Origin of the sequence: Pantoea sp. NGS-ED-1003, from assembly GCF_000738765.1 — a bacterium.
Taxonomy (GTDB): Bacteria; Pseudomonadota; Gammaproteobacteria; order Enterobacterales; family Enterobacteriaceae; genus Pantoea; species Pantoea septica.
Window position 1 is genome coordinate 483,137 of record NZ_JPQA01000003.1, and the last position, 25,430, is coordinate 508,566.

At 58.5% G+C, this 25,430-nt stretch carries 24 protein-coding genes; 16 read left to right on the plus strand and 8 right to left on the minus strand.

The genetic code is table 11. The features are described from left to right. Window positions 1-8: 8 nt before the first annotated feature. The 14 genes from rseP to JS46_RS08490 all read left to right on the plus strand — a co-directional run bounded on the left by rseP (window position 9) and on the right by JS46_RS08490 (window position 17,553). Window positions 9-1,358 carry a sigma E protease regulator RseP gene (rseP, locus tag JS46_RS08425; RefSeq protein WP_033749588.1) on the plus strand — a complete coding sequence of 450 codons (1,350 nt, stop codon included), beginning with the start codon at window positions 9-11 and terminating at the stop codon, window positions 1,356-1,358. 51 nt (window positions 1,359-1,409) lie between these two features. Continuing rightward, on the plus strand, window positions 1,410-3,821 hold the full coding sequence (gene bamA / locus JS46_RS08430; RefSeq protein WP_033749589.1) for an outer membrane protein assembly factor BamA: 2,412 nt from the start codon (window positions 1,410-1,412) through the stop codon (window positions 3,819-3,821). A gap of 113 nt (window positions 3,822-3,934) precedes the next feature. Next, window positions 3,935-4,432, plus strand: a complete 498-nt coding sequence (skp, locus tag JS46_RS08435) for a molecular chaperone Skp (protein WP_033749591.1) — start codon at window positions 3,935-3,937, stop codon at window positions 4,430-4,432. Window positions 4,433-4,435: 3 nt separating this feature from the next. Next, complete coding sequence (gene lpxD / locus JS46_RS08440) at window positions 4,436-5,461, plus strand: UDP-3-O-(3-hydroxymyristoyl)glucosamine N-acyltransferase (protein ID WP_033749592.1); 1,026 nt, start codon at window positions 4,436-4,438, stop codon at window positions 5,459-5,461. Between the two features lie 151 nt (window positions 5,462-5,612). Then, window positions 5,613-6,068, plus strand: coding sequence for a 3-hydroxyacyl-ACP dehydratase FabZ (fabZ, locus tag JS46_RS08445; RefSeq protein WP_013507953.1), 456 nt, complete (start codon window positions 5,613-5,615; stop codon window positions 6,066-6,068). Window positions 6,069-6,071: 3 nt separating this feature from the next. Next, a complete protein-coding gene (gene lpxA, locus JS46_RS08450) occupies window positions 6,072-6,860 on the plus strand; it encodes an acyl-ACP--UDP-N-acetylglucosamine O-acyltransferase (RefSeq protein WP_033749595.1) in 789 nt (262 codons plus the stop codon). Window positions 6,861-6,863: 3 nt separating this feature from the next. Further along, window positions 6,864-8,012 carry a lipid-A-disaccharide synthase gene (lpxB, locus tag JS46_RS08455; protein ID WP_033749596.1) on the plus strand — a complete coding sequence of 383 codons (1,149 nt, stop codon included), beginning with the start codon at window positions 6,864-6,866 and terminating at the stop codon, window positions 8,010-8,012. Next, a complete protein-coding gene (gene rnhB, locus JS46_RS08460) occupies window positions 8,005-8,631 on the plus strand; it encodes a ribonuclease HII (protein ID WP_033749598.1) in 627 nt (208 codons plus the stop codon). Before lpxB ends, rnhB begins: the two co-directional genes overlap by 8 nt. 31 nt (window positions 8,632-8,662) lie before the next feature. Continuing rightward, window positions 8,663-12,145, plus strand: a complete 3,483-nt coding sequence (gene dnaE / locus JS46_RS08465) for a DNA polymerase III subunit alpha (RefSeq protein WP_033749599.1) — start codon at window positions 8,663-8,665, stop codon at window positions 12,143-12,145. A gap of 12 nt (window positions 12,146-12,157) precedes the next feature. After that, on the plus strand, window positions 12,158-13,114 hold the full coding sequence (gene accA, locus JS46_RS08470) for an acetyl-CoA carboxylase carboxyl transferase subunit alpha (protein WP_033749600.1): 957 nt from the start codon (window positions 12,158-12,160) through the stop codon (window positions 13,112-13,114). Between the two features lie 147 nt (window positions 13,115-13,261). Continuing rightward, complete coding sequence (locus JS46_RS08475; RefSeq protein WP_033749602.1) at window positions 13,262-15,400, plus strand: lysine decarboxylase LdcC; 2,139 nt, start codon at window positions 13,262-13,264, stop codon at window positions 15,398-15,400. Window positions 15,401-15,488: 88 nt separating this feature from the next. Then, window positions 15,489-15,878, plus strand: a complete 390-nt coding sequence (locus tag JS46_RS08480) for a VOC family protein (RefSeq protein ID WP_033749603.1) — start codon at window positions 15,489-15,491, stop codon at window positions 15,876-15,878. A gap of 50 nt (window positions 15,879-15,928) precedes the next feature. Then, window positions 15,929-17,248 carry a tRNA lysidine(34) synthetase TilS gene (gene tilS / locus JS46_RS08485; protein WP_033749604.1) on the plus strand — a complete coding sequence of 440 codons (1,320 nt, stop codon included), beginning with the start codon at window positions 15,929-15,931 and terminating at the stop codon, window positions 17,246-17,248. Next, window positions 17,245-17,553, plus strand: coding sequence for a cytochrome c (locus JS46_RS08490; protein ID WP_033749605.1), 309 nt, complete (start codon window positions 17,245-17,247; stop codon window positions 17,551-17,553). The genes tilS and JS46_RS08490 overlap by 4 nt, the downstream gene beginning before the upstream one ends. A gap of 37 nt (window positions 17,554-17,590) precedes the next feature. Here JS46_RS08490 and rof read toward each other — a convergent pair whose 3' ends face one another. Both rof and JS46_RS08500 read right to left on the minus strand, forming a co-directional pair. Next, window positions 17,591-17,851: a Rho-binding antiterminator gene (gene rof, locus JS46_RS08495; protein ID WP_033749607.1), complete on the minus strand. Its 261-nt coding sequence runs from the start codon at window positions 17,849-17,851 to the stop codon at window positions 17,591-17,593. Continuing rightward, window positions 17,838-18,038: a YaeP family protein gene (locus JS46_RS08500; protein ID WP_033749608.1), complete on the minus strand. Its 201-nt coding sequence runs from the start codon at window positions 18,036-18,038 to the stop codon at window positions 17,838-17,840. The genes rof and JS46_RS08500 overlap by 14 nt, the downstream gene beginning before the upstream one ends. A 208-nt stretch (window positions 18,039-18,246) precedes the next feature. On the opposite strand from JS46_RS08500, the gene arfB reads away from it, so the two are divergent. Further along, window positions 18,247-18,657 (plus strand): alternative ribosome rescue aminoacyl-tRNA hydrolase ArfB, encoded by a 411-nt coding sequence (gene arfB, locus JS46_RS08505; RefSeq protein ID WP_033749609.1) that lies wholly within the window; start codon window positions 18,247-18,249, stop codon window positions 18,655-18,657. 34 nt (window positions 18,658-18,691) lie between these two features. On the opposite strand, the gene proS is transcribed toward arfB, so the two are convergent. From proS to metN, 6 genes are all read right to left on the minus strand, one after another. Further along, on the minus strand, window positions 18,692-20,410 hold the full coding sequence (proS, locus tag JS46_RS08510) for a proline--tRNA ligase (RefSeq protein ID WP_033749610.1): 1,719 nt from the start codon (window positions 20,408-20,410) through the stop codon (window positions 18,692-18,694). A gap of 69 nt (window positions 20,411-20,479) precedes the next feature. Continuing rightward, a complete protein-coding gene (gene tsaA, locus JS46_RS08515; protein WP_033749611.1) occupies window positions 20,480-21,208 on the minus strand; it encodes a tRNA (N6-threonylcarbamoyladenosine(37)-N6)-methyltransferase TrmO in 729 nt (242 codons plus the stop codon). Next, window positions 21,205-21,600 carry an Rcs stress response system protein RcsF gene (rcsF, locus tag JS46_RS08520; protein WP_033749612.1) on the minus strand — a complete coding sequence of 132 codons (396 nt, stop codon included), beginning with the start codon at window positions 21,598-21,600 and terminating at the stop codon, window positions 21,205-21,207. Before rcsF ends, tsaA begins: the two co-directional genes overlap by 4 nt. Window positions 21,601-21,732: 132 nt before the next feature. Continuing rightward, window positions 21,733-22,548, minus strand: coding sequence for a MetQ/NlpA family lipoprotein (locus JS46_RS08525; protein WP_033749614.1), 816 nt, complete (start codon window positions 22,546-22,548; stop codon window positions 21,733-21,735). 37 nt (window positions 22,549-22,585) lie between these two features. After that, the gene (locus JS46_RS08530; RefSeq protein WP_033749615.1) at window positions 22,586-23,239 is read right to left on the minus strand and encodes a methionine ABC transporter permease MetI; all 654 of its coding nucleotides are present in this window, start codon (window positions 23,237-23,239) and stop codon (window positions 22,586-22,588) included. Beyond that, entirely contained in the window at window positions 23,232-24,263 is a 1,032-nt protein-coding gene (gene metN, locus JS46_RS08535) for a methionine ABC transporter ATP-binding protein MetN (protein ID WP_033749616.1), read from the minus strand. The genes JS46_RS08530 and metN overlap by 8 nt, the downstream gene beginning before the upstream one ends. 200 nt (window positions 24,264-24,463) lie before the next feature. On the opposite strand from metN, the gene gmhB reads away from it, so the two are divergent. Continuing rightward, window positions 24,464-25,024, plus strand: coding sequence for a D-glycero-beta-D-manno-heptose 1,7-bisphosphate 7-phosphatase (gene gmhB, locus JS46_RS08540; RefSeq protein WP_033749617.1), 561 nt, complete (start codon window positions 24,464-24,466; stop codon window positions 25,022-25,024). Window positions 25,025-25,430: the final 406 nt, after the last annotated feature.

Consider the following 25,430-nt stretch of genomic DNA (forward strand, 5'->3'; position numbering starts at 1 on the left):
AGGCGTAGATGTTGAGTATATTGTGGAGTTTTGTCGCCTTTATCATCGCCCTTGGCGTGCTGATCACCGTTCACGAGTTCGGCCATTTTTGGGTAGCGCGCCGCTGCGGCGTGCGCGTTGAACGCTTCTCTATCGGCTTCGGCAAGGCGCTCTGGCAGCGTCGCGATAAGCAGGGCACCGAATACGTTATCGCGCTGATCCCGCTCGGAGGCTATGTCAAAATGCTCGACGAGCGCGTGGAAAGCGTGCCCGCCGAACTGCGTCATCAGGCTTTCAACAATAAAGCCATCTGGCAGCGCGCCTCGATTATCGCCGCCGGTCCCGTCGCCAATTTCATCTTCGCCGTGTTCGCCTACTGGGTCGTGTTTATTCACGGCGTTCCGGGTGTGCGCCCGGTCGTTGGCGAAATTGTGAACGGATCGGTGGCGGCGCAGGCGCAAATTGTCAGCGGGATGGAACTTAAAGCAGTCGACGGTATCGAAACGCCTGACTGGGATGCCGTGCGTATGGCGCTGATCGGCAAAATCGGCGACGCGCAAACGGTGCTGACCGTCTCGCGCTTCGGCGAAGAAGCGACGCAACAGAAAGCGGTCGATCTGCGCAACTGGCAGTTCGAGCCAGACAAAGAGGATCCGGTTGTGGCGCTGGGCATTCGTCCGCGCGGGCCGCAAATCGAAACCACGCTGGCGGAGGTGCAGGCTGACTCGCCCGCAAGCGTCGCCGGTTTGCAAGCGGGCGACAGGATCGTTAAAGTCGATGGTCAGCCGTTAACGCAATGGCAAAGTTTTGTCATGCAGGTGCGGGATAATCCTGGCAAAGAGATGGTCCTGGACGTGAATCGCAACGGCGAAACGGTGCAGCTGCACCTGACGCCGGAAGCCAGGCCGGGCGCGAAGGCAGAGGGTTTCGCCGGGGTTATCCCGCGCGTAGTCCCGCTGCCGGAAGCCTACAAAACGGTAAGGCAGTATGGCGCGTTTGACGCTGTCGGTGAAGCCAGCGCGAAAACCTGGCAACTGATGAAGCTGACGGTCTCCATGCTGGGCAAGTTAATTACCGGCGATGTAAAGCTGAACAACCTGAGCGGGCCGATTTCGATTGCGCAGGGCGCAGGATTGTCAGCGGAATACGGGATGATTTACTACCTGATGTTTCTGGCGTTGATTAGCGTCAACCTTGGAATCATCAATCTCTTCCCACTGCCGGTGTTAGATGGTGGGCATTTGCTCTTCCTGGCGATCGAAAAGATCAAAGGTGGACCGGTGTCCGAGCGAGTTCAGGACTTCAGTTATCGCATTGGCTCAATCCTGCTGGTGTTGTTAATGGGGCTTGCACTTTTCAATGATTTCTCACGTCTGTAATCGCTGGAACGCAGACAGACGCGGGATGTGTTAGGAAAACGCATAATAACGATGGCGATGAAAAAGTTGCTCATAGCGTCGCTGCTGTTTAGCAGCGCCACCGTTTACGGTGCAGACGATTTCGTGGTGAAGGATATTCATTTCGAAGGGCTGCAGCGAGTCGCCGTCGGCGCGGCTCTGCTGAGCATGCCGGTACGAGTTGGCGATACGGTTAATGACGAAGATGTCAAAAATACCATTCGTTCACTGTTCGCTACCGGCAACTTTGAGGATGTTCAGGTCCTGCGCGACGGAACTACGCTGATTGTTCAGGTAAAAGAACGTCCTACCATTGCCAGCATTACCTTTACCGGCAACAAAGCGGTGAAAGAGGAGCAGCTCAAGCAGAACCTTGAGGCCTCTGGCGTACGCGTAGGCGAAGCCCTGGATCGCACCACCATCTCTTCGATTGAAAAGGGACTGGAGGATTTCTACTACAGCGTCGGTAAATACACCGCCAACGTGAAGGCCGTAGTGACGCCGCTGCCGCGCAACCGCGTCGACCTGAAACTGGTCTTCACCGAGGGCGTCTCCGCCAAGATTCAGCAGATTAACATCGTCGGCAATAAGGCGTTTAGCTCTGACGAGCTGATCTCTCGTTTCCAGCTGCGCGACGAAGTGCCGTGGTGGAACGTGGTCGGCGATCGCAAATATCAGAAGCAAAAACTGGCGGGTGACCTTGAGACGCTGCGCAGCTTCTATCTCGATCGCGGCTATGCGCGCTTTAACATCGATTCGACGCAGGTCAGCCTGACGCCGGATAAAAAAGGCATCTACATCACCGTTAACATCACCGAGGGCGATCAGTACAAAATCGCCGGCGTGATCGTCAATGGCAGCATGGCGGGCCACTCGGCAGAAATCGAACATCTGACGCAGATTCCATCGGGCGAGCTCTATAACGGCACCAAAGTCACCCAGATGGAAGATGATATCAAGAAGCTGCTGGGCCGTTACGGCTACGCCTATCCGCGCGTTATGACGCAGCCGGAAATCAACGACGCCGATAAAACGGTGAAGCTGCATATCAGCGTCGATGCCGGCAACCGTTACTACGTGCGCAAAGTGCGCTTCGAAGGCAACGACACCTCGAAAGATGCGGTGCTGCGTCGCGAAATGCGCCAGATGGAAGGCGCATGGCTGGGCAGCGACCTGGTGGAGCAGGGTAAAGAGCGCCTGAACCGCACCGGCTACTTTGAAACCGTTGATGTGGACACCCAGCGCGTGCCGGGCGCGCCCGATCAGGTAGACGTGGTCTACAAGGTGAAAGAGCGCAACACCGGCACCTTTAACTTCGGCGTCGGCTACGGCACCGAAAGCGGCGTCAGCTTCCAGGTTGGCGTCACCCAGGACAACTGGCTGGGCACCGGCAACACGGTGAGCATCAGCGGTACCAAAAATGACTATCAGACCTATGCCGAATTCTCGCTGACCGATCCGTACTTTACGGTCGACGGCGTGAGCCTGGGCGGCCGCGTCTTCTATAACGACTTTAAAGCAGACGATGCCGACCTGTCCGACTACACCAACAAAAGTTACGGCGTAGACGGCACCCTGGGCTTCCCGGTCAACGAAAACAACACGCTGCGTGTGGGCCTGGGCTATGTGCACAACGACCTTTCCAACATGCAGCCGCAGGTGGCGATGTGGCGCTATCTCGATTCGGTCGGCAAGCCGCAGGAGCTGAACGACAAAGGCGATTTCTCGGCAGATGACTTCACCTTCAACTACGGCTGGACGTACAACACCCTGGATCGCGGCTTCTTCCCGACCTCGGGTAACCGTACCAACCTGAACGGCAAGGTCACCATCCCGGGATCGGACAACAGCTTCTACAAAGCGACGCTCGATACCCAGCAGTACGTGCCGCTTAACCGCGATCGCACCTGGGTGGTGTTAGGCCGCGGCCGCGTCGGTTACGGCGATGGTTTGGGCGGTAAAGAGATGCCGTTCTATGAGAACTTCTATGCGGGTGGCTCGAGCACGGTGCGCGGTTTCCGCTCTAACACCATCGGTCCGAAAGCGGCTTACCTGAACGACCGTTCGTCTACCTGTACGCTGAGCGATCCGAACGGCATTTGTAAGTCGGACGACGCGGTCGGCGGCAACGCGATGGCGGTGGCCAGCCTGGAGCTGATTACGCCGACGCCGTTCCTGAGCGAGAAATACGCCAACTCGGTACGCACCTCGCTGTTCGTGGATGCGGGTACCGTCTGGGATACCAAGTGGGAGAATACGGCTGAAACCCGTGCCGCCGGCATCCCGGACTATAGCGATCCAAACAATATCCGCGTTTCAAGCGGTATTGCGCTGCAGTGGATGTCCCCGCTGGGGCCGCTGGTCTTCTCTTATGCCCAGCCGGTCAAAAAAGTGGAAGGGGACAAATCAGAACAGTTCCAGTTTAACATTGGTAAAACCTGGTAGGGTTCTGAGCAAGGAAGCATAAGCTGAAGTCTTGCTACCGAACCGCGGTTTTTAGTGCGGTTCGGAGCAAACACTGTGTCGCTGACACAAACGTTGATGGTAAGGAGTTTATAGTGAAAAAGTTGTTGTGTGCCGCAGGACTGGGTCTTGCTTTAGCTGTATCCGCAGGCGCTCAGGCTGCTGACAAAATCGCAGTGGTAAACGTGTCCAGCATTTTCCAACAGTTACCGCAGCGTGCGACCGTTGCTAAACAGCTGGAAAACGAATTCAAAGGCCGCGCAACCGAGCTGCAGAGCCAGGAACGCGATCTGCAAACCAAAATGCAGCGCCTGCAGCGCGACGGTTCAACCATGAAGGCCAGCGATCGCAGCCGCATGGAAAAAGACGTCATGTCGCAGCGCGAAGCCTTCTCTTCTAAAGCCCAGGCTTTCGAGCAGGATAACCGCCGCCGTCAGATGGAAGAGCGTAACAAACTGCTGAGCCGCATTCAGGACGCCGTGAAGAAAGTCGCGAGCGACGAAGGTTATGACGTGGTGATCGACGCCAACGCGGTGGCTTACGCGGCAAACGCGAAAGACATTACTGCTGACGTGCTGAAACAGGTTAAATAATCGATGTCATCAATTCGACTGGCTGATTTAGCCCAGCAGTTGGATGCAGAATTGCACGGAGATGGCGACCTCGCCATCTCCGGCATTGCTTCTATGCAATCCGCCCAAACCGGCCAAATCACATTTCTCAGCAACAGCCGCTACCGCGAGCAGCTCGCCCAGTGTCAGGCTTCGGCCGTGGTGCTGACGGAAGCGGATCTGGAGTGGTGCCACTCGGCCGCGCTGGTAGTAAAGAATCCCTATCTGACCTATGCGCGCATGGCTCAGCTGCTGGATACCACGCCGCAGCCTGCGCAGAATATCGCGCCCAGCGCGGTAATCGATCCCAGCGCGAAGCTGGGGCAGAACGTCTCTGTCGGCGCCAACGCGGTGATTGAATCGGACGTGGTGCTTGGCGATAACGTCGTCATCGGCGCAGGCTGCTTCGTTGGCAAAAAGACGCGCATCGGCAACAATAGCCGCCTGTGGGCCAACGTCACCGTCTACCATGAAATCGAAATCGGTCAGGATTGTCTGATTCAGTCCGGCACCGTGATCGGCGCGGACGGTTTCGGCTACGCCAACGATCGCGGCAATTGGGTGAAAATCCCGCAGCTTGGCGCTGTAATTATCGGCGATCGGGTAGAAATCGGCGCCTGTACCACTATCGATCGTGGCGCGCTGGATAACACTCTGATCGGCAATGGTGTTATCATAGACAACCAGTGTCAGATCGCACACAACGTGGTTATTGGCGACAATACCGCGGTTGCGGGTGGTGTGATCATGGCGGGTAGTTTGAAAATTGGACGTTACTGTATGATTGGCGGCGCCAGCGTCATTAACGGCCATATGGAAATCTGTGACAAGGTGACTGTTACCGGTATGGGCATGGTTATGCGTCCTATCACAGAGCCTGGGGTATACTCCTCCGGCATTCCGCTACAACCCAATAAAACCTGGCGCAAAACTGCAGCGCTGGTGATGAACATCGATGACATGAGCAAGCGCTTAAAAGCCATCGAGCGGAAGGTCGGCAAAGACGACTAAACGCCATCCCACATGCGACCGGCTTGCTAATAAAAACTGTTAAGCAGGCAAGCCAGGCGCCATTGAACCGATTTCGGCCTGCGGAGGATCATATTGATCTGTGCAGGCCGTGTTATTGATGTCATCAGATTTTTAGGACAGGAAGAGTATTTTGACTACTGAAACTCATACTCTGAAAATTGAAGAAATTTTAGAGCTGCTGCCGCACCGCTACCCGTTTCTGCTGGTTGATCGCGTGCTGGAGTTTGAAGAGCACAAGTATCTGCGCGCGGTAAAGAACGTCTCTGTTAACGAACCGTTTTTCCAGGGGCATTTCCCTGGTAAACCGATTTTCCCTGGCGTTCTGATCCTCGAAGCGATGGCGCAGGCTACCGGTATCCTGGCGTTTAAAAGCGTGGGTAAACTGGAGCCGGGTGAGCTCTACTATTTCGCCGGCATCGACGAAGCCCGTTTCAAGCGTCCGGTCGTACCGGGCGATCAAATGATCATGGAAGTGACTTTCGAGAAAACCCGCCGCGGTTTGACGCGTTTTAAAGGCGTTGCTACCGTTGACGGCAAGATCGTCTGTGAAGCGACCATGATGTGTGCCCGTAGCCGGGAGGCATAATCTGTGATTGATCCAACCGCCACCATCCATGCCAGTTCCGTCATCGAAGATGGGGCCATCATCGGCCCCAACGTCCACATCGGCCCGTTCTGCTTTATCGGCGCGCATGTGGAAATCGGTGAAGGGACGGTCCTGAAGTCGCATGTGGTCATCAATGGCCACACGCGTATCGGGAAAGATAACCAGATCTATCAGTTCGCCTCTATCGGCGAAGTGAACCAGGATCTGAAATATGCCGGCGAGCCGACGCGCGTTGAAGTAGGCGACCGCAACCGCATCCGCGAAAGCGTGACCATTCACCGCGGCACCGCGCAGGGCGGTGGCGTCACCACTATCGGCAGCGATAACCTGCTGATGGTGAATGCGCACATCGCGCACGACTGCGTGATCGGCAACCGCTGCATTTTCGCCAACAACGCCACGCTGGGCGGTCACGTCACCGTGGACGATTTTGCGATTATCGGCGGAATGACGGCGGTGCATCAGTGGTGCACCATCGGCGCGCATGTGATGGTCGGCGGGTGTTCAGGCGTCGCGCAGGATGTGCCGCCGTACGTTATCGCGCAGGGCAACCACGCGACGCCGTTCGGTATCAATATCGAAGGCCTGAAGCGCCGCGGCTTCAGCAAAGAGGCGCTGCACGCTATTCGCAACGCCTATAAAGTGCTGTACCGCAGCAACAAAACGCTGGAAGAAGCCAAGCCGGAAATCGAAGCGCTGGCGAAGCAGCATAGCGAAGTGCAGCCTTTCTACGACTTCTTCGCTCGTTCTACGCGTGGGTTGATTCGTTAATTCATGTCAGTGCGTCCCCTTACGATAGCCCTGGTCGCCGGAGAAACTTCCGGCGATATTCTTGGTGCCGGTCTGATCCGCGCGCTCAAAGCGCGTCATCCTGATGCCCGTTTCGTCGGCGTAGCTGGCCCGCGCATGCAGGCCGAAGGCTGCGAAACCTGGTATGAGATGGAAGAGCTGGCGGTGATGGGCATCGTGGAAGTGCTCGGCCGTCTGCCGCGCCTGATGAAAATCGGCCGCGACCTGACGCAGCGCTTTACCGAGCTCAAGCCGGATGTCTTTGTCGGCATTGATGCGCCCGATTTTAATATCCGGCTGGAAGGGCGACTGAAGCGCAACGGCATTCGCACCATTCACTACGTCAGCCCCTCGGTCTGGGCGTGGCGACAAAAGCGCGTATTTAAAATTGGTCGTAATACCAATCTGGTGCTCGCTTTCCTGCCGTTTGAAAAAGCCTTTTACGATCGCTTCAACGTGCCGTGCCGCTTTATCGGCCACACCATGGCGGATGCGATGCCGCTGCAGCCGGATAAATCTGCCGCACGCCGCACGCTAGGCATTAGCGACGAGGCGCTCTGCCTCGCACTGCTGCCCGGCAGCCGACATGCGGAAGTCGAGATGCTCAGCGCCGATTTTCTGCGGGCGGCCCAGCTGCTGCGGGTACGCTATCCGGCGCTGGAAATCGTCGTGCCGCTGGTCAACGCGAAACGTCGCGCGCAGTTCGAACAGATCAAAGCCGACGTCGCTCCTGAAGTACCGATGCATCTGCTGGACGGCCAGGGACGCGAGGCGATGATTGCGAGCGACGCCGCGATTCTGGCATCAGGCACCGCCGCGCTGGAGTGTATGCTGGCAAAATGCCCGATGGTGGTCGGCTATCGTATGAAGCCTTCGACCTTCTGGCTGGCGAAGCGGCTGGTGAAGACGCCTTACGTCTCGCTGCCCAATCTGCTGGCGGGGCGCGAGCTGGTGAAAGAGCTGCTGCAGGAGGAGTGCGAACCGCACGCGCTGGCGGCGGCGCTCGAGCCGCTGCTGCATGCCGGTGCGCAACGCGATGCGCTGCTCGCGACCTTCACCGAACTGCATCAGCAGATCCGCTGGAACGCAGACGAACAGGCAGCGGACGCCGTACTGGAGATCGCCAATGGCTGATTTTATCTATCCCAATGCCCGCCTGATTGCGGGCGTTGACGAAGTGGGCCGCGGCCCGCTGGTCGGCGCGGTCGTCACGGCGGCGGTGATTCTCGATCCGGCCAACCCGATTCAGGGTCTGGCTGACTCGAAGAAACTGTCGGAAAAGCGCCGTCTCGCTCTGTTCGACGAGATCAAAGAAAAAGCGCTGGCATGGAGCCTGGGCCGCGCCGAGCCGGAGGAGATTGACCGGCTCAATATTCTGCACGCCACCATGCTGGCGATGCAGCGCGCGGTCGCCGGCCTGGCCATCGCGCCCGATTTCGTGCTGGTGGATGGCAACCGCTGCCCGGCGCTGCCGATGCCTTCGCAGGCGGTAGTGAAAGGCGATAGCCTGGTCGCGGAGATCAGCGCGGCGTCGATTATCGCCAAGGTGTCGCGCGATAGCGAAATGGCAGAGCTGGATCGGCTCTTTCCCCAGTATGGCTTCGCGCAGCACAAAGGCTATCCTACCGCGCTGCATATGGAAAAACTGACGCAGCACGGCGCCACGCCGCACCATCGCCGCAGCTTTGCGCCGGTGCGCAACGCCCTGATCGACGCTGAAGTTCTGGCCGCAGGCCAGCCAGCTACGCTTTAATAGCCTGACGCTGTTTTAACCGGAAACCGATATGGCTGAACCCCGTTTTATACATCTGCGTGTCCACAGTGACTACTCTATGGTCGATGGCCTGGCGAAAACCGGGCCGCTGGTCAAAAAGGCGGCTGCGCTTGGCATGCCGGCCCTCGCTATCACGGACTTTATGAACCTGTGCGGGCTGGTGCGTTTCTACGGCAGCGCGCACGGCGCGGGGATCAAACCGATTATCGGCGCGGACTTCAAGGTCGCCAGCGAACTCATGGGCGACGAGCTGACCCAGCTGACGGTGCTGGCCGCCAACAATACCGGCTATCAGAATCTGACGCTGCTCATCTCGCGCGCCTATCAGCGCGGTTACGGCATCGCCGGTCCGGTTATCGATCGCGACTGGCTGCCAGAGCTGGGCGAAGGATTGATTCTGCTCTCCGGCGGACGCTGCGGCGACGTGGGCCGCAGCCTGCTGCGCGGCAACAGCGCCCTGGTGGCGCAGTGCCTCGACTTCTATCAGACCCATTTTCCCGATCGCTACTACCTTGAACTGACGCGCACCGGCCGCGCCGACGAGGAGAGCTATCTGCACGCCGCGGTTGAGCTCGCCATCGCCGAAGGCGTGCCGGTGGTCGCCACCAATGAAGTCTGCTTCCTGAATGAAGAGGACTTCGACGCCCATGAAATCCGCGTGGCGATCCACGACGGTTATACGCTGGACGATCCCAAACGCCCGCGCAACTACAGCCCTCAGCAATATATGCGCAGCGAAGAGGAGATGTGCGAGCTGTTCTCGGACATCCCGGAAGCGCTGGAAAACAGCGTAGAGATTGCTAAGCGCTGCAACGTCACGGTCCGCCTCGGCGAGTACTTCCTGCCGCAGTTCCCGACAGGCGATATGTCCACCGAAGATTTTCTGGTGATGAAGTCGCGGGAAGGGCTGGAAGAGCGCCTTGAGTTTCTCTTTCCCGATCCGGCCGTGCGCGCGGAGAAGCGGCCGGAATATGACGAGCGTCTGGAAATCGAGCTCAACGTTATCAACCAGATGGGCTTCCCTGGCTACTTCCTGATCGTGATGGAGTTTATCCAGTGGTCGAAAGATAACGGCATTCCGGTCGGTCCGGGACGCGGCTCCGGCGCCGGTTCGCTGGTCGCCTACGCGCTGAAGATCACCGACCTCGATCCGCTGGAGTTCGATCTGCTGTTCGAACGATTCCTTAACCCGGAACGCGTCTCGATGCCTGACTTCGACGTCGACTTCTGTATGGAGAAGCGCGATCAGGTGATCGATCACGTCGCCGAGATGTACGGGCGCGAGGCGGTATCGCAGATCATTACCTTCGGCACCATGGCGGCGAAAGCGGTTATCCGCGACGTCGGCCGCGTGCTGGGTCATCCGTACGGCTTCGTCGATCGCATCTCCAAGCTGATCCCGCCGGATCCCGGCATGACGCTGGAAAAAGCCTTCGCCGTCGAGCCGCAGCTGCCGGAAATGTACGACGCGGACGAAGAGGTCAAAGCGCTGATCGATATGGCGCGCAAGCTGGAAGGCGTCACGCGTAACGCCGGCAAGCACGCCGGCGGCGTGGTGATCGCCCCGACGCAGATTACCGACTTCGCGCCGCTCTACTGCGACGAGAACGGCAACCATCCGGTCACGCAGTTCGATAAGAATGACGTCGAATACGCCGGTCTGGTGAAGTTCGACTTCCTCGGTCTGCGCACGCTTACCATCATCGACTGGGCGCTGAAGATGATCAACCCGCGCCGGGAGAAGCAGGGGCTGCCGCCGATCGATATCGCCGCTATCCCGCTGGAGGATAAAAAAAGCTTCGACATGCTGCAGCGCGCGGAAACCACGGCGGTGTTCCAGCTTGAATCGCGCGGCATGAAAGACCTGATCAAACGTCTGAAGCCGGACTGCTTTGAAGATATGATCGCGCTGGTGGCGCTGTTCCGTCCCGGTCCGCTGCAGTCGGGCATGGTGGATAACTTTATCGACCGTAAGCACGGGCGCGAGGCGATCTCCTATCCCGATATTCAGTGGCAGCATGAAAGCCTGAAGCCGGTGCTCGAACCCACCTACGGCATTATCCTCTATCAGGAACAGGTGATGCAGATCGCCCAGGTGCTTTCCGGCTATACCCTGGGCGGCGCGGATATGCTGCGCCGCGCGATGGGTAAAAAGAAACCGGAAGAGATGGCCAAGCAGCGCTCGGTGTTTAAAGAGGGCGCGGAGCGCATGGGCATCGACGGCGAGCTGTCGATGAAGATTTTCGACCTGGTGGAGAAATTCGCCGGCTACGGCTTTAACAAATCGCACTCCGCCGCCTATGCGCTGGTTTCCTATCAGACGCTGTGGCTGAAGGCGCACTATCCGGCCGAGTTTATGGCGGCGGTGATGACCGCCGATATGGACAACACCGAGAAGGTGGTTGGCCTGGTGGACGAGTGCTGGCGCATGGGGCTGAAGGTGCTGCCGCCCGATATCAACTCCGGTCTCTATCAGTTCCACGTCAATGACGACGGCGAGATCGTCTACGGCATCGGCGCGATCAAAGGCGTCGGCGAAGGTCCGATCGAGGCGATCCTCGAAGCGCGCAACCAGGATGGCTATTTCCGCGAACTGTTCGATCTCTGCGCGCGCACCGACACCAAAAAGATCAATCGTCGCGTGATGGAGAAGCTGATCATGTCCGGCGCCTTCGATCGTCTCGGGCCGCATCGCGCGGCGCTGATGAGTTCGCTCGGCGACGCGCTGAAGGCAGCGGATCAGCATGCAAAAGCAGAGGCGATCGGCCAGGCCGACATGTTCGGCGTGCTGGCGGAAGAGCCGGAGCAGGTAGAGAAATCCTACGCCAGCGTGGCGCCCTGGCCGGAGCAGGTGCAGCTCGACGGCGAGCGGGAAACGCTCGGCCTCTATCTCACCGGCCATCCGATCAATCAGTATCTGAAAGAGATTGAACGCTACGTAGGCGGCATGCGCCTCAAGGACATGCATCCTACCGAGCGTGGCAAAATTACCGTCGCCGCCGGTCTGGTGGTGGCGGCCCGCGTGATGGTGACCAAGCGCGGCAACCGAATTGGTATCTGTACTCTGGACGATCGTTCCGGTCGTCTTGAGGTGATGTTATTTACCGATGCGTTAGATAAATACCAGCAGTTGCTGGAGAAAGACCGTATCCTGATCGTCAGCGGACAGGTCAGCTTTGATGACTTCAGCGGCGGCCTTAAAATGACCGCTCGTGAAGTCATGGACATTGACGAAGCGCGCGAAAAATACGCGCGCGGACTTGCTATCTCGCTGACGGACAGGCAAATTGATGACCAGCTATTAAACCGGCTCCGCCAGTCTCTTGAGCCCCATCGCTCGGGGACGATACCGGTGAATCTCTACTATCAGAGAGCCGACGCGCGAGCGAAGCTACGCTTTGGTGCAGCGTGGCGTATTTCGCCCAGCGATCGCCTGCTCAACGAACTGCGTTCGTTGATAGGGTCGGAGCAGGTTGAACTGGAGTTTGACTAAAACAGGAACATTATGAGTCTTAATTACCTGGATTTTGAACAGCCGATCGCGGAACTTGAAGCGAAAATTGATTCGCTTACGTCGATTGGTCGTCAGGATGATAAACATATTAATCTGGACGAAGAGGTGCAGCGCCTGCGCGAAAAAAGCGTCGAGCTGACCCGTAAAATCTTCGCCGATTTGGGCGCATGGCAGGTCGCGCAGCTGGCGCGCCATCCGCTGCGTCCTTATACGCTTGACTACGTTCGCAACGCTTTTGACGACTTTGACGAGCTGGCTGGCGATCGCGCCTATGCCGACGACAAAGCGATTGTCGGCGGTATCGCCCGTCTCGACGGCCGCCCGGTCATGATCATTGGTCATCAAAAAGGTCGCGAAACCAAAGAGAAAATCCGCCGCAACTTCGGTATGCCGGCGCCGGAGGGCTACCGCAAAGCGCTGCGCCTGATGGAGATGGCCGAGCGCTTCAAGATGCCGCTGATCACCTTTATCGACACGCCGGGCGCCTATCCGGGCGTGGGCGCGGAAGAGCGCGGCCAGTCGGAAGCAATCGCCCGCAACCTGCGTGAAATGTCCGGCCTGAAAATCCCGGTGATCTGCACCGTGATCGGCGAAGGCGGTTCAGGCGGCGCGCTGGCCATCGGCGTGGGCGACAAAGTGAATATGCTGCAGTACAGCACCTATTCGGTAATCTCGCCGGAAGGCTGCGCCTCGATTCTGTGGAAAAGCGCGGATAAAGCCCCGCTGGCGGCAGAAGCGATGGGCATCACGGCCAACCGTCTGAAAGAGCTGAAGCTGATCGACTCGATCATTCCTGAACCGCTGGGCGGCGCGCATCGTCAGCCGGTGGATATGGCGCTGTCGCTGAAAAACCAGCTGCTGGCGGATCTGGCCGATCTCGACACCCTGAGCACCGAAGAGCTGCTCGATCGTCGCTATCAGCGTCTGATGAGCTACGGCTACGCTTAAGGGCGTACAGCGGTGAAAAAGCGGACTCCGGTCCGCTTTTTTTATGCCTCTGATTTGCCGATCGGCAACAGAGTAGAGCATTCCGACAGCACCCGACCGCTATCCTTCGCTATGATTAGCCCTGCCACACTAAAAGGGAGGTGCGCATTGAATATTCTGGCGATCATGGGTTCACACGGCATGTTCTACAAAGACGAGCCGCTGCGCGAACTGAATACCGCGCTGACGCAGCAGGGCTTTCAGCTGATTTATCCGACGAACATCGACGACCTGCTGAAGCTGATAGAGCACAACCCGCGTATCTGCGGCGTGATCTTTGACTGGGACGCGCACAACAGTCCGGCGCTCTGCGCCGATATCAATCAGCTCAATGAACACCTGCCGCTCTACGCCTTTATCAACACCCATTCCCAGATGGATGTCAGCATCAATGAGATGCGCATGGCGCTGCACTTCTTTGAATATGCGCTGAGCGCCGCGGACGATATCGCGCTGCATATCCGTCAGTACACCGACGACTATATCGACCACATTACTCCGCCGCTGACCAAAGCGCTGTTCACCTACGTGAAAGAGGGGAAATACACCTTCTGTACGCCCGGTCATATGGGCGGCACCGCTTTTCAAAAAAGCCCGGTCGGCAGCCTCTTTTACGACTTCTTCGGCGCTAATACGCTGAAGGCGGATATTTCGATCTCCGTGACCGAGCTCGGTTCGCTGCTCGATCATACCGGCCCGCACCTGGAGGCCGAAGAGTACGTCGCCAGAACTTTCGGCGCCGAACAGAGCTATATGGTGACCAACGGCACCTCGACCTCGAATAAAATCGTCGGCATGTATGCGGCGCCGACCGGCAGCACGGTATTGATCGACCGCAACTGCCATAAGTCGCTGACGCATCTGCTGATGATGAGCGATATTGTGCCGATCTGGCTAAAGCCGACGCGCAACGCGCTGGGCATTCTCGGCGGCATCCCTAAGCGGGAGTTCACCCGCGCCAGCATTGAGGAGAAGGTGGCGAACACCGCGCGCGCCAGCTGGCCGGTGCACGCCGTGATCACCAACTCCACCTACGACGGTCTGCTCTATAACACCCAGTACATCAAGGAGACGCTGGAGGTGCCGTCGATACACTTCGATTCCGCCTGGGTGCCCTATACCAACTTCCATCCTATCTATGCCGGCAAAAGCGGCATGAGCGGCGAGCGTACGCCTGGCAAAGTGATCTATGAGACCCAGTCGACCCACAAGCTGCTGGCGGCCTTCTCGCAGGCGTCGCTGATCCATATTAAAGGCGATTACGACGAGCACACCTTCAATGAAGCCTACATGATGCACACCACCACATCGCCCAACTACGCGATTGTGTCGTCGATTGAAACGGCGGCGGCGATGCTGCGCGGCAATCCCGGCAAGCGGCTGATCAATCGCTCGGTCGAGCGCGCGCTGCATTTTCGCCGGGAGATTCAGCGCCTGCGGGAGGAGTCCGACAGCTGGTTCTTCGATATCTGGCAGCCGGAGCATATCGACGAAGCGGCGTGCTGGCCAATTCAGCCGGGCGAGGAAGAGTGGCACGGCTTTACCCAGGCGGACGCCGACCATATGTATCTCGATCCCATTAAGGTCACCATTCTGACGCCCGGTATGAGCGAGCTGGGCGAGATGGCGGAAGAGGGGATTCCGGCGGCGCTGGTGGCGAAATTCCTCGACGAGCGCGGCATTGTGGTAGAGAAAACCGGGCCTTATAACCTGCTGTTTCTGTTCAGCATCGGCATCGACAAGACCCGTGCGATGAGCGTGCTGCGCGGCCTGACCGAGTTCAAGCGCGCCTACGATCTCAATTTGCGGGTGAAAAACATGCTGCCGGATCTCTACGCCGAAGATCCCGACTTCTACCGCAATATGCGCATCCAGACGCTGGCGCAGGGGATCCACCAGCTGATCCGCCAGCACGATCTGCCGCGCCTGATGCTCAAGGCGTTCGACGTGCTGCCGGAAATGAAGATGACGCCGCATCAGGCGTTCCAGCAGCAGGTGCAGGGCAGAGTAGAGACGGTGGATCTGAAGCAGCTGGTGGGACGCGTCTCCGCCAATATGATCCTGCCCTATCCGCCAGGCGTGCCGCTGGTGATGCCAGGGGAGATGATCACCGAAGAGAGTCGCGCGGTGCTCGACTTCCTGCTGATGCTCTGCACTATCGGACGCCACTATCCCGGTTTTGAGACCGATATTCACGGCGCGACGCTGACGGAAGAGGGCGATTATCGCGTTCGGGTGCTGAAATAATGGAAAAAGGCTGCGGCTTCAGACAATTGCGCATTGCAAGCCGCCGCCGCACGTCTCAGGATAGACAAAACAGTTACGGAGTCTTTTCATGTTGCAGTTATCTTCTGTTCACCATATCGCCATCATCGCCACCGATTATGCGCGCAGTAAGGCTTTTTACTGCGATGTGCTCGGCTTTAGCCTGATGGGCGAGGTTTACCGCGAAGCGCGCGATTCGTGGAAAGGCGATCTGGCGCTGAACGGCCAGTACACCATTGAGCTTTTCTCCTTTCCTTCGCCGCCGGCGCGCGTCAGTCACCCTGAAGCCTGCGGCCTGCGTCATCTGGCCTTTACCGTGCCGGACGTGGGCGCAGCGGTTGCAACGCTGGCGGAAAAAGGCGTAGTGTGCGAACCGATCCGCATCGACGATCTGACCGGCAAGCAGTGCACCTTCTTTGCCGATCCGGATGGTTTGCCGCTGGAGCTCTATCAGGCGTAAAATAGCGCGCGCAGGGGCCGCATCCGGCGGCCCTGATTCTGGAACGCGTCATGCCTTTGTCTCATCTCGCTTCGCTGTTGCCCGACGATGCCGCGCTGGTGGTGGCGTTTAGCGGCGGTCTCGATTCCACCGTGCTGCTGCATCAGCTGGTTAGCTGGCAACAGGCGCACCCACAAGCGCGCCTGCGCGCCCTGCATGTCCACCACGGATTAAGCCCCAACGCCGACAGCTGGGCCGCGCACTGCGTGGCGATCTGCGAATCCTGGCAGCTGCGTTGCGAAGTGCTGCGCGTGCAGGTCGACGCGCGCGAGCAGGGCGTCGAGGGCGCAGCGCGCACGGCGCGCTATCAGGCGCTGACGACGGCGATGCAGCCTGACGAGTGGCTGCTGACCGCACAGCATCTCGACGACCAGTGCGAGACGCTGCTGCTGGCGCTGAAGCGCGGCAGCGGACCGGCCGGGCTGGCGGCGATGCCGGTGCGGCATCAGCGCCACGGCCGCGTGCTGCTGCGTCCGCTGCTCGGGCAGTCGCGTCAGCAGCTTGAAGCCTACGCGCGGCAGCATCAGCTGCGCTGGATCGAAGATGAAAGCAATCAGGACGCGCGCTACGATCGCAATTTCCTGCGCCAGCATCTGCTGCCGACGCTGCAGGCGCGCTGGCCGCACTTCGCTGCCGCGTGCGCGCGCAGCGCGGCGCTGTGCGGCGATCAGGAGCAGCTGCTGGACGAACTGCTGGCGGAGCAGCTGGCCGGTCTGATGCATCCAGACGGCAGCCTGCATTTCCCGCCGCTTTTACAGATGAGCGAGACGCGAGCGAACGCGCTGCTGCGACGCTGGATCGGCTGGCAGGGCGCGCCGATGGTGTCGCGCGCCGCGCTGACGCGTCTGCGCGAGGAGGTGATGCTGAGCCGCGAAGACGCGCAGCCGCGTTTACGCTTTGGCGAGGCCGAGGCGCGCCGCTATCGCGATCGGCTCTACTGGGTGCCGCGCTGCGCGTCGCTAAAGGATCGGCTGCTGCCGTGGCCCGATCGCCGCGCGCCGCTGGTGCTGCCGCAGCGGCTCGGCGTGCTGCATGCCTACCGCGCGCCTTCGGCGCTGCGTCAGCCCGACGCGCACGAAGAGGTGAGCGTACGTTTTCATGCGCAGGGCTATTTTCATCTGGCGGGCCGCGCTGGCGGCCGCGAAATCAAAAAGCTGTGGCAGGAGCTGGCGATCCCGCCGTGGCAGCGCGGACGTATTCCGCTGATCTACTACAATCAGACGCTTGTCTGCGCGCCCGGTCTGTTCGTCACCCGGGAAGGCGCCGCCGTTGACGACAGCGGCTGGCAGGCGATCTGGCAAAATAACGAGAGTGCTGGAGAGCAACCATGAAGAGATTACTGGCCGCCTTACTGCTGGCGGCGGCGCTGCCGACGCTGGCCGACGGCGACGTCAACGCGGGGGCGCAGAAGTCGGCCGCCTGCGCCGCCTGCCATGGCGCGCAGGGAAAAAGCAGTATGCCGCTCTATCCCAACCTTGCGGGACAGAATGCCGCTTACCTCAACCATGCGCTGCAGGCTTATAAAAAGGGCGAGCGCAGCGGCGGGCAGGCGGAAGTCATGAAAGCGTTTGTGGCTGGATTAAGCGATGAGGATATGTCGGATCTGTCGGCTTACTATGGGTCGCTGAAACCTTAGGGAAGGGGGCGGGAATATCCCGCCCGAGGCGCTGTCGTTATTCTTCGCTGACGACAACGGTGCCCAGCTCAGGATGGCTGAAGCTGGCGATGTGATCGAGGCGCAACTCGCGCGTTTCGCCGGAGAGATCGATAGAAAGGTATTCGACGTTTTTACGTGAAACCATATCCGTCGCTTTCGCCTTCAGCGCTTCCCCGTTTTTCAGAGTCAGCTCAAGCGTCCAGCGTTTCGTGCAGGCGAGTTCCAGGTTGTCGTAATCATCGCAGTTGATGGGTCTATAAGCTTCATTCGTCAACATAGTCGCTCACCAGTAAGTTTGCAGCGGCATAGGCTGCCTGTTCCCTGACAGAAGAGTTTAGCGCAGAATTTGCGGCAATATCATCGAGTGCCTTTAAAACGCATCCGATCGCATCGGGCACATATCCCAGTTCGCCGCTGCCGATCTCGGCATACTTCTGACGAACCAATTCACAATATTTTTGCACTTTCACCTCCTCAGCAGAGCAAGAATACTCTGGTTGCCTGAGGAACTATATCACAGGCATTTCCAGGATTTCAGCCAGACCAAAGCAGGATCGTAGCGTCGAAAGAGGCTAAAGTGACAGAATCCGCTGGCTACGCGCCACAAACAGCAAGCACAAAAGGTTAAGTTGATGAACAGGTTAAACGAGACGACGTTGTCTCAGGTGACAGATGATTAAAGTTTCACATACGGTTGAGCTGCCTGACAGCGAAGTCGAGCTAAGCGCCATTCGCGCCCAGGGCGCAGGTGGGCAGCATGTGAATAAAACCAGCACCGCTATCCATCTGCGTTTCGATATCGCCGCGTCGTCACTGCCGCCGTTTCACAAACAGCGCATGCTGGCGGCGAAGCATCATCTGATTACGCCGGAAGGCATAGTGATTATCAAAGCGCAGGAGTATCGCAGCCAGGAGATGAACCGCGAGGCGGCAGTGCAGCGGCTGGTCAATTTGATTCAGGAGCTGACGCGGGTAGAGAAGGCGCGGCGCGCCACGCGGCCGACGCGCGCGTCGAAAGAGCGGCGGCTGGAAGGGAAAGCGCGGCGCAGTTCGACCAAATCGATGCGGGGAAAGGTGCTGTAAAAAAACGCCCCCGAAAACGGGGGCGGGAAGGATCTTACTTGTTAAGCGCTTTCAGCAGGAAGTCGACGATTTCGCTCTGCTTGATCATCTCTTTCTCGCCGGCGCGGCGCGCTTTGTACTCAATCTCTTCGTTATCGAGATTGCGGTCGCCGATGACGATAGTGTGCGGCACGCCAATCAGCTCCATATCGGCGAACATCACGCCCGGGCGCTCTTTACGGTCGTCGAGGATCACTTCGACGCCTTTGGCGCGCAGGGTGTGGTAAAGCTCTTCCGCCAGCTCTTTCACGCGGAAAGATTTGTGCATGTTCATCGGCAGAATCGCAACGTCGAACGGCGCCAGCGCCGCAGGCCAGATAATGCCGCGCTCGTCATGGTTCTGCTCGATGGCTGCCGCGACGACGCGCGTAATGCCGATACCGTAGCAGCCCATGGTCAACACCTGATTGCGGCCATCTTCGCCCTGAACCGCCGCTTTCATCGCTTCCGAGTATTTGGTGCCGAGCTGGAAAATATGGCCGACTTCGATGCCGCGTTTGATCTGCAGCGTGCCTTTACCGTCCGGGCTCGCATCGCCTTCTACCACGTTGCGGATATCGGCCACGATCGCCTGCGGCAGATCGCGTTCCCAGTTAATCCCGACATAGTGTTTGCCGTCGACGTTGGCGCCGGCGCTGAAGTCGCTCATCTTGTCGACGCTGCGATCGGCGATAATCGGCATCGCCAGACCCACCGGGCCAAGCGAGCCTGGACCAGCGCCTACTGCGGCGCGGATCTCTTCTTCGGTGGCGAACGCCAGCGGCGAGGCGACGATGTCGAGCTTCTCCGCTTTAATCTCGTTCAGCTCGTGATCGCCGCGCACCAGCAGCGCAACCAGCGTATGGCCGCTCTCTTCGCTGGCTTTCACCATCAGCGTCTTCACGGTTTTCTCAATCGGCAGCTGGAACTGCTCTACCAGCTCGGCGATGGTTTTCGCGTTCGGCGTGTCGATCTGCGCCAGCGCCTGAGTCGGCTGCGGGCGATCGCCAGCCGGCGCCACCGCTTCGGCCATTTCGATATTGGCGGCGTAGTCCGATTCGGTAGAGAAGATCACATCATCTTCGCCGCTCTGCGCCAGCACCTGGAATTCGTGCGACGCGCTGCCGCCGATCGAGCCGGTGTCCGCCTGAACCGCGCGGAAGTCGAGGCCCATACGGCTAAAGCTGTTGCTGTAGGCGCGGTACATCGCGTCGTAGGTTTCCTGCAGCGACTCCTGCGAGATGTGGAAGGAGTAGGCGTCTTTCATGATGAACTCGCGCGAGCGCATCACGCCGAAGCGCGGACGCACTTCATCGCGGAATTTAGTCTGGATCTGATAGAGGTTCAGCGGCAGCTGCTTATAGGAGCTGAGCTCGTTGCGGATCAGATCGGTGATCACTTCTTCATGCGTCGGACCGAGCACGAACGGGCGCTCGTGGCGATCGGCCACGCGCAGCAGTTCCGGACCGTACTGTTCCCAGCGACCGCTCTCCTGCCACAAATCGGCAGGCTGAACCACCGGCATAGAGATCTCAATCGCGCCCGCGTTGTTCATCTCTTCGCGCACGATGTTTTCGACTTTTTTCAGCACGCGTAAACCGGTCGGCAGCCAGGTGTAGAGACCTGAAGCCAGTTTGCGGATCATCCCGGCGCGCAGCATCAGCTGGTGGCTGATCACTTCCGCGTCGGAGGGCGTCTCCTTAAGGGTGGAGAGCAAATATTGAGTAGTACGCATTGATTAAGGTTCCAGTTGAACGGAGAGTCACTGACAAAAGTTTTGTTGGCGGCTAGTGTACCAGCGAGATCACGGGCTCAAAAGCGCGTTTTCGCGCGGCTCGATGCCGGTTACCTCGGTACCGCTTTCATCGACGCGCCAGCGCACATTGAAATCGAGCAGCCAGACGGCATATTCGCGCGACTGCGCTTCGCCTTTGCGGTAGGCGGGACGCGGATCCTGCGCCAGCACGTCGCGGATAAAACGCGCCAGATAGGGATAGCGCTGCTGCTGCTGCGCCAGCTGCTGTTCCGCCTGCGGCGAGAAGCGCACCGGCATATCGGCCGCGGGCGCTTCCTGCGCGAAACCGGCCCTTGCCTGCGGCAGCGCCTCGGCGAAGGGGAGGTAGGGCTTGATATCCACGACCGGCGTGCCGTCCACCAGATCCAGGCTGCCGAGCTGCAGGATCACCTGATTCTTCTCGCAGCGTATGGCTTTCAGCTCAACCAGCGACATGCCGATAGAGTTTGGGCGAAAGGTCGAGCGCGTCGCGAACACGCCCATGCGGGCATTGCCGCCCAGGCGCGGCGGGCGCACCGTGGGCCGCCAGCCGCCTGCCATGGTCTGATGAAACACGAACAGCACCCAGAGATGGCTGAAACTCTCCAGGCCGCGTACCGCCTCCGGCTGGTTATAGGGCGCCATCAGATGTAGCTCGCCGCGACCATCCTGCACCAGGCCAGGCTGGCGCGGAACGGCGAATTTTTCTTTCCACGGTGAACGGATTACGCCGATCTGCTCGAAGGCGAAAGCGCTCATTGATTCACTTTCAGCGCGGAGCCCTGACAGATCGCCTGACGATAGCAGCCTGGCGTGCTGCTGACGATTTCACATTTATGCAGCAGAACGGCATTGGCTTTCAGATAAGAGGCTTTAATCTGCAGACGCTTGCGCGCGGTGGCGATATTCGGCGGCGAATCCTGGCGGCTGCTCTGACAGTCATCGCCGGCGACTTCGCCCAGATCGCGGAACGGCTTGCTGACCAGATCGGCGGCGTCGGTATAGACTTTGACCGGCGCGGGACGCGGCGCGGGCTTGCGCGCGGGCTCGCGGGATGGCTGCGAATGAGCGGGTGCGCTGCTTATCGGGTGATATTCGTGAACGCACCCGGTCAGCATCAATGCTAACAAGCAGAGCGGTAATAAACGCATGGCAACATCCTCAAGGTTGTAAAAAGTGGCGTTATTGAAACAAGGACCAGGCGAAATAACAAGTCGCGCCGGATGCGGCGCAAAAGAAAGGGCGGCTAAGCGCCGCCCTGGTCAGAAGTGTCAGGAAAGAGATTACCAGCCTTTCACTGCGCCGCCGTTAAAGATCTTGTTCGCAGCTTCCGCGACTTCGTCAGACTGATAAGCCTGAACGAATTTTTTCACGTTTTCAGCATCTTTGTTATCTTCGCGGCTGACGAGCAGGTTCACGTACGGCGAATCTTTATCTTCAACGAAGATGCCGTCTTTGGCCGGCGTCAGGCCGATCTGGCTGGCGTAGGTGGTGTTGATTACCGCCAGCGCGATCTGCTGGTCATCCAGCGAACGCGGCAGCTGCGGCGCTTCCAGCTCGACGATCTTCAGGTTTTTCGGGTTCTCGACGATATCCAGCGAGGTCGGCAGCAGGCCGACGCCATCCTTCAGCTTGATCAGGCCCACTTTCTGCAGCAGCAGCAGAGAACGGCCAAGGTTGGTCGGATCGTTAGGGATAGCGACCTGCGCGCCGTTCTGCAGCTCGTCCAGCGATTTGATTTTTTTCGAGTAGCCAGCAATCGGATAAACGAAAGAGTTGCCGACCGGCACCAGCTTGTAGCCGCGATCTTTGATCTGCTGATCCAGATAAGGTTTGTGCTGGAAGGCGTTGACGTCGATATCGCCCTTGCTCAGCGCTTCGTTCGGCAGCACGTAGTCGTTAAAGGTCACCAGCTCGACGTCGAGGCCATATTTATCCTTCGCGACTTTCTGCGCCGCTTCGGCGACCTGCTGCTCTGCGCCGACAATCACGCCCACTTTGATGTGGTTCGGATCTTTGGCTTTCTGATCGCATCCTGCCAGCGCAATCGCGCCAATCAGTGCACCCACAGCGGCAATCTTTTTAAATGTAGAAGTCATATCTCTTCCTTAATGGAGACGTAATGATATTGCTGACTTATTTATGGGACACGGCACGCACGATGCGGTCGCCACAAAACTGAATTAAATACACCAGAACGACCAGTAACACGAGCACCGTATTCATCACCGTCGCGTTATAGCCGATATAGCCGTACTGATAGCCAATCTGCCCCAGCCCGCCCGCGCCGACGGCGCCGCCCATGGCGGAGTAGCCGACCAGCGTAATCAGCGTGATGGTCGCGGCGTTCACCAGGCCCGGCAGCGCTTCCGGCAGCAGCACCTTGCGCACAATTTGCAGCGGCGTGGCGCCCATGGCGCGCGACGCTTCGATCAGTCCAGTCGGCAGCTCAAGCAGCGCGTTCTCAACCATACGCGCGATAAAAGGCGCGGCGCCGACGGTCAGCGGCACGATAGCCGCCTGCAGGCCGATAGAGGTGCCGACGATGGCGCGAGTAAAGGGAATCATCCAGACCAGCAGAATGATAAAGGGAATAGAACGGAAAATATTCACCAGCGCGGAGAGGATGCGATAGAGCGTCCGGTTTTCCCGAATCTGTCCCGGACGAGTGACGTAGAGCAGCACGCCGACCGGCAGACCCAGCACGAAGCCAAAGAAGCCGGAGACAAAGGTCATCATCAGCGTTTCCCAGACGCCGCGCGCCAGTAAAGCCATCATCGCCTCAGACATAACCCAGTACCTCTACTTTTACATGATTTTCCTGCAGCCACGCGATAGCGGCGTTGGCGTCGCTCTCAGCGCCGTCCATTTCGGCCAGCATAATGCCGAACTTCACGCCGCCGGCGTAATCCATCTGCGCGCTGATAATATTGTTATTGACGTTAAAGCGTCGCGCGGCTTCAGAGAGCAGCGGCGCGTCGACCGACTTGCCGGTGAATTCAAGACGCAGCAGCGGCACGCGCTCGGCAGCAGGCTGCGACACCATGCGCTGCTGATAATCCTCAGGGATATCGAGGTGCAGCGTCGACTGGATAAACTGCTGCGCCAGCGGCGTTTTCGGATGCGAGAAGACTTCGCTGACGCTGTCTTTTTCAATCAGCTCGCCCTGGCTGATTACTGCAACCTGATCGCAGATGCGCTTCACCACGTCCATCTCATGCGTAATCAGCAGAATGGTCAGGCCGAGGCGACGGTTAATGTCTTTCAGCAGCTCGAGAATAGATCGGGTGGTAGCGGGATCGAGCGCGCTGGTGGCTTCGTCGCACAGCAGCACTTTGGGATTGCTGGCCAGCGCGCGGGCGATGGCGACGCGCTGTTTCTGACCGCCGGAAAGATTGGCGGGCCAGGCGTCATGCTTATCAGCCAGGCCGACCAGCTCCAGCAGTTCCGTTACGCGCTGTTTAATCGCTTCGCGCGACAGACTGCCCAGCTCAAGCGGCAGCGCCACGTTGCCGAAGACGGTACGCGAGTTCATTAAATTAAAGTGCTGGAAGATCATGCCGATTTGACGGCGCGCCTGAGTCAGCTGACGTTCGCTCAGGGCGGTTAACTCCTGGCCGTCAACCAGTACGCGGCCTGACGTCGGGCGTTCCAGCAGGTTAACGCAGCGGATAAGCGTACTTTTACCGGCGCCGGACGAGCCGATAACGCCATAAATCTGTCCTGCAGGCACATGCAGGCTCACATCAGAGAGCGCCTGAATAGTGCGTGAGCCTTGCTGGAACACTTTGGTAATATTTTCGAGTTTAATCATTAGGTTATTTATTATCGTCTTGCGTTGTCCGTGGTGTGGAACCTTTCGCGCTGAACTCCGGTGCGAAAGCTGAACGGATGGTAAGGCATCCAGACGTCTAAATCAATCAAAGTCATCTCATCTGCCATTCTCTCTTTTATTGCAATCATGCAATACTAGGCGGCAATTTTAGTAGCATCTTTAGTAGCAGGAGTTTCTCAGTGGCGAATAAAGTCCCGGCTGTATTTCTCGATCGTGATGGCACCTTGAACGTGGATCACGGCTATGTCCATGAAATCGACAACTTCCAGTTTATCGACGGCGCCATCGAGGCGTTGCAGGAGCTGAAGAAGATGGGATTCGCGCTGGTGCTGATCACCAATCAGTCCGGCATCGCCCGCGGCATGTTCAGCGAAGACCAGTTCATGCAGCTGACGGAATGGATGGACTGGTCGCTGGCGGACCGCGATGTCGATCTCGACGGCATCTATTTCTGTCCGCATCTGCCGGACGCGCCGGTGGAAGCCTATCGTCAGGAGTGCGACTGCCGCAAGCCGCATCCTGGCATGCTGCTCTCAGCGCAGAAGCATCTCGATATCGACATGGCGGCTTCTTATATGGTGGGTGACAAAACAGAAGACGTGCTGGCCGGCAAAGCGGCGGGCGTAGGCATAAACGTGCTGGTGCGTAGCGGCAAACCCGTCACGGCGGAAGGGGAAGCGGCCGCAGATTGGGTACTTAATAGTATCGCCGAGCTGCCTCAGGCGATTAAAAAGCGCTAAAAACACGCGTTTTGCGCATTAATCAGACGAACGACACAAAACTTTAAAAAAGGGTCTTGCGCTCTCTGAACGACTCCCTATAATGCGCCTCCATCGACACGGCACAACGGCTTACGGAATGCGGTGTTGAGGTGATGAAAGTCACCGTCGGTCAGAGCGAAAATAAACGCTTGACTGACACAGAGAGTAGCGTAATATACGCCACCTCGCAGCAGCAGGCTCCGCCGCTGACTGCACCGCTCTTTAACAATTTATCAGACAATCTGTGTGGGCACTCGAGAGCAGATATCAAAGCCTTCGGGCTTAAAAAATATCAAGCCTCACGAGTGGACACATAATGACATTCATTATGACGTTTTACAGATGAGCACCGCTTAACTGGTTTAAGCAAATCAAACTTAAATTG

Excerpts from the sequence above, each read along its gene's own strand:
- rnhB (WP_033749598.1), top strand. The coding sequence starts at position 8,005 with ATGGCTGATTTTATCTATCCCAATGCCCGCCTGATTGCGGGCGTTGAC.
- JS46_RS08525 (WP_033749614.1), bottom strand. The coding sequence starts at position 22,548 with ATGACTTCTACATTTAAAAAGATTGCCGCTGTGGGTGCACTGATTGGC.
- proS (WP_033749610.1), bottom strand. The coding sequence starts at position 20,410 with ATGCGTACTACTCAATATTTGCTCTCCACCCTTAAGGAGACGCCCTCC.
- tilS (WP_033749604.1), top strand. The coding sequence starts at position 15,929 with ATGCCTTTGTCTCATCTCGCTTCGCTGTTGCCCGACGATGCCGCGCTG.
- JS46_RS08530 (WP_033749615.1), bottom strand. The coding sequence starts at position 23,239 with ATGTCTGAGGCGATGATGGCTTTACTGGCGCGCGGCGTCTGGGAAACG.
- JS46_RS08490 (WP_033749605.1), top strand. The coding sequence starts at position 17,245 with ATGAAGAGATTACTGGCCGCCTTACTGCTGGCGGCGGCGCTGCCGACG.
- bamA (WP_033749589.1), top strand. The coding sequence starts at position 1,410 with ATGGCGATGAAAAAGTTGCTCATAGCGTCGCTGCTGTTTAGCAGCGCC.
- lpxD (WP_033749592.1), top strand. The coding sequence starts at position 4,436 with ATGTCATCAATTCGACTGGCTGATTTAGCCCAGCAGTTGGATGCAGAA.
- accA (WP_033749600.1), top strand. The coding sequence starts at position 12,158 with ATGAGTCTTAATTACCTGGATTTTGAACAGCCGATCGCGGAACTTGAA.
- dnaE (WP_033749599.1), top strand. The coding sequence starts at position 8,663 with ATGGCTGAACCCCGTTTTATACATCTGCGTGTCCACAGTGACTACTCT.
- arfB (WP_033749609.1), top strand. The coding sequence starts at position 18,247 with ATGATTAAAGTTTCACATACGGTTGAGCTGCCTGACAGCGAAGTCGAG.
- rof (WP_033749607.1), bottom strand. The coding sequence starts at position 17,851 with ATGTTGACGAATGAAGCTTATAGACCCATCAACTGCGATGATTACGAC.
- rcsF (WP_033749612.1), bottom strand. The coding sequence starts at position 21,600 with ATGCGTTTATTACCGCTCTGCTTGTTAGCATTGATGCTGACCGGGTGC.
- JS46_RS08480 (WP_033749603.1), top strand. The coding sequence starts at position 15,489 with ATGTTGCAGTTATCTTCTGTTCACCATATCGCCATCATCGCCACCGAT.
- metN (WP_033749616.1), bottom strand. The coding sequence starts at position 24,263 with ATGATTAAACTCGAAAATATTACCAAAGTGTTCCAGCAAGGCTCACGC.
- rseP (WP_033749588.1), top strand. The coding sequence starts at position 9 with ATGTTGAGTATATTGTGGAGTTTTGTCGCCTTTATCATCGCCCTTGGC.
- lpxB (WP_033749596.1), top strand. The coding sequence starts at position 6,864 with ATGTCAGTGCGTCCCCTTACGATAGCCCTGGTCGCCGGAGAAACTTCC.
- tsaA (WP_033749611.1), bottom strand. The coding sequence starts at position 21,208 with ATGAGCGCTTTCGCCTTCGAGCAGATCGGCGTAATCCGTTCACCGTGG.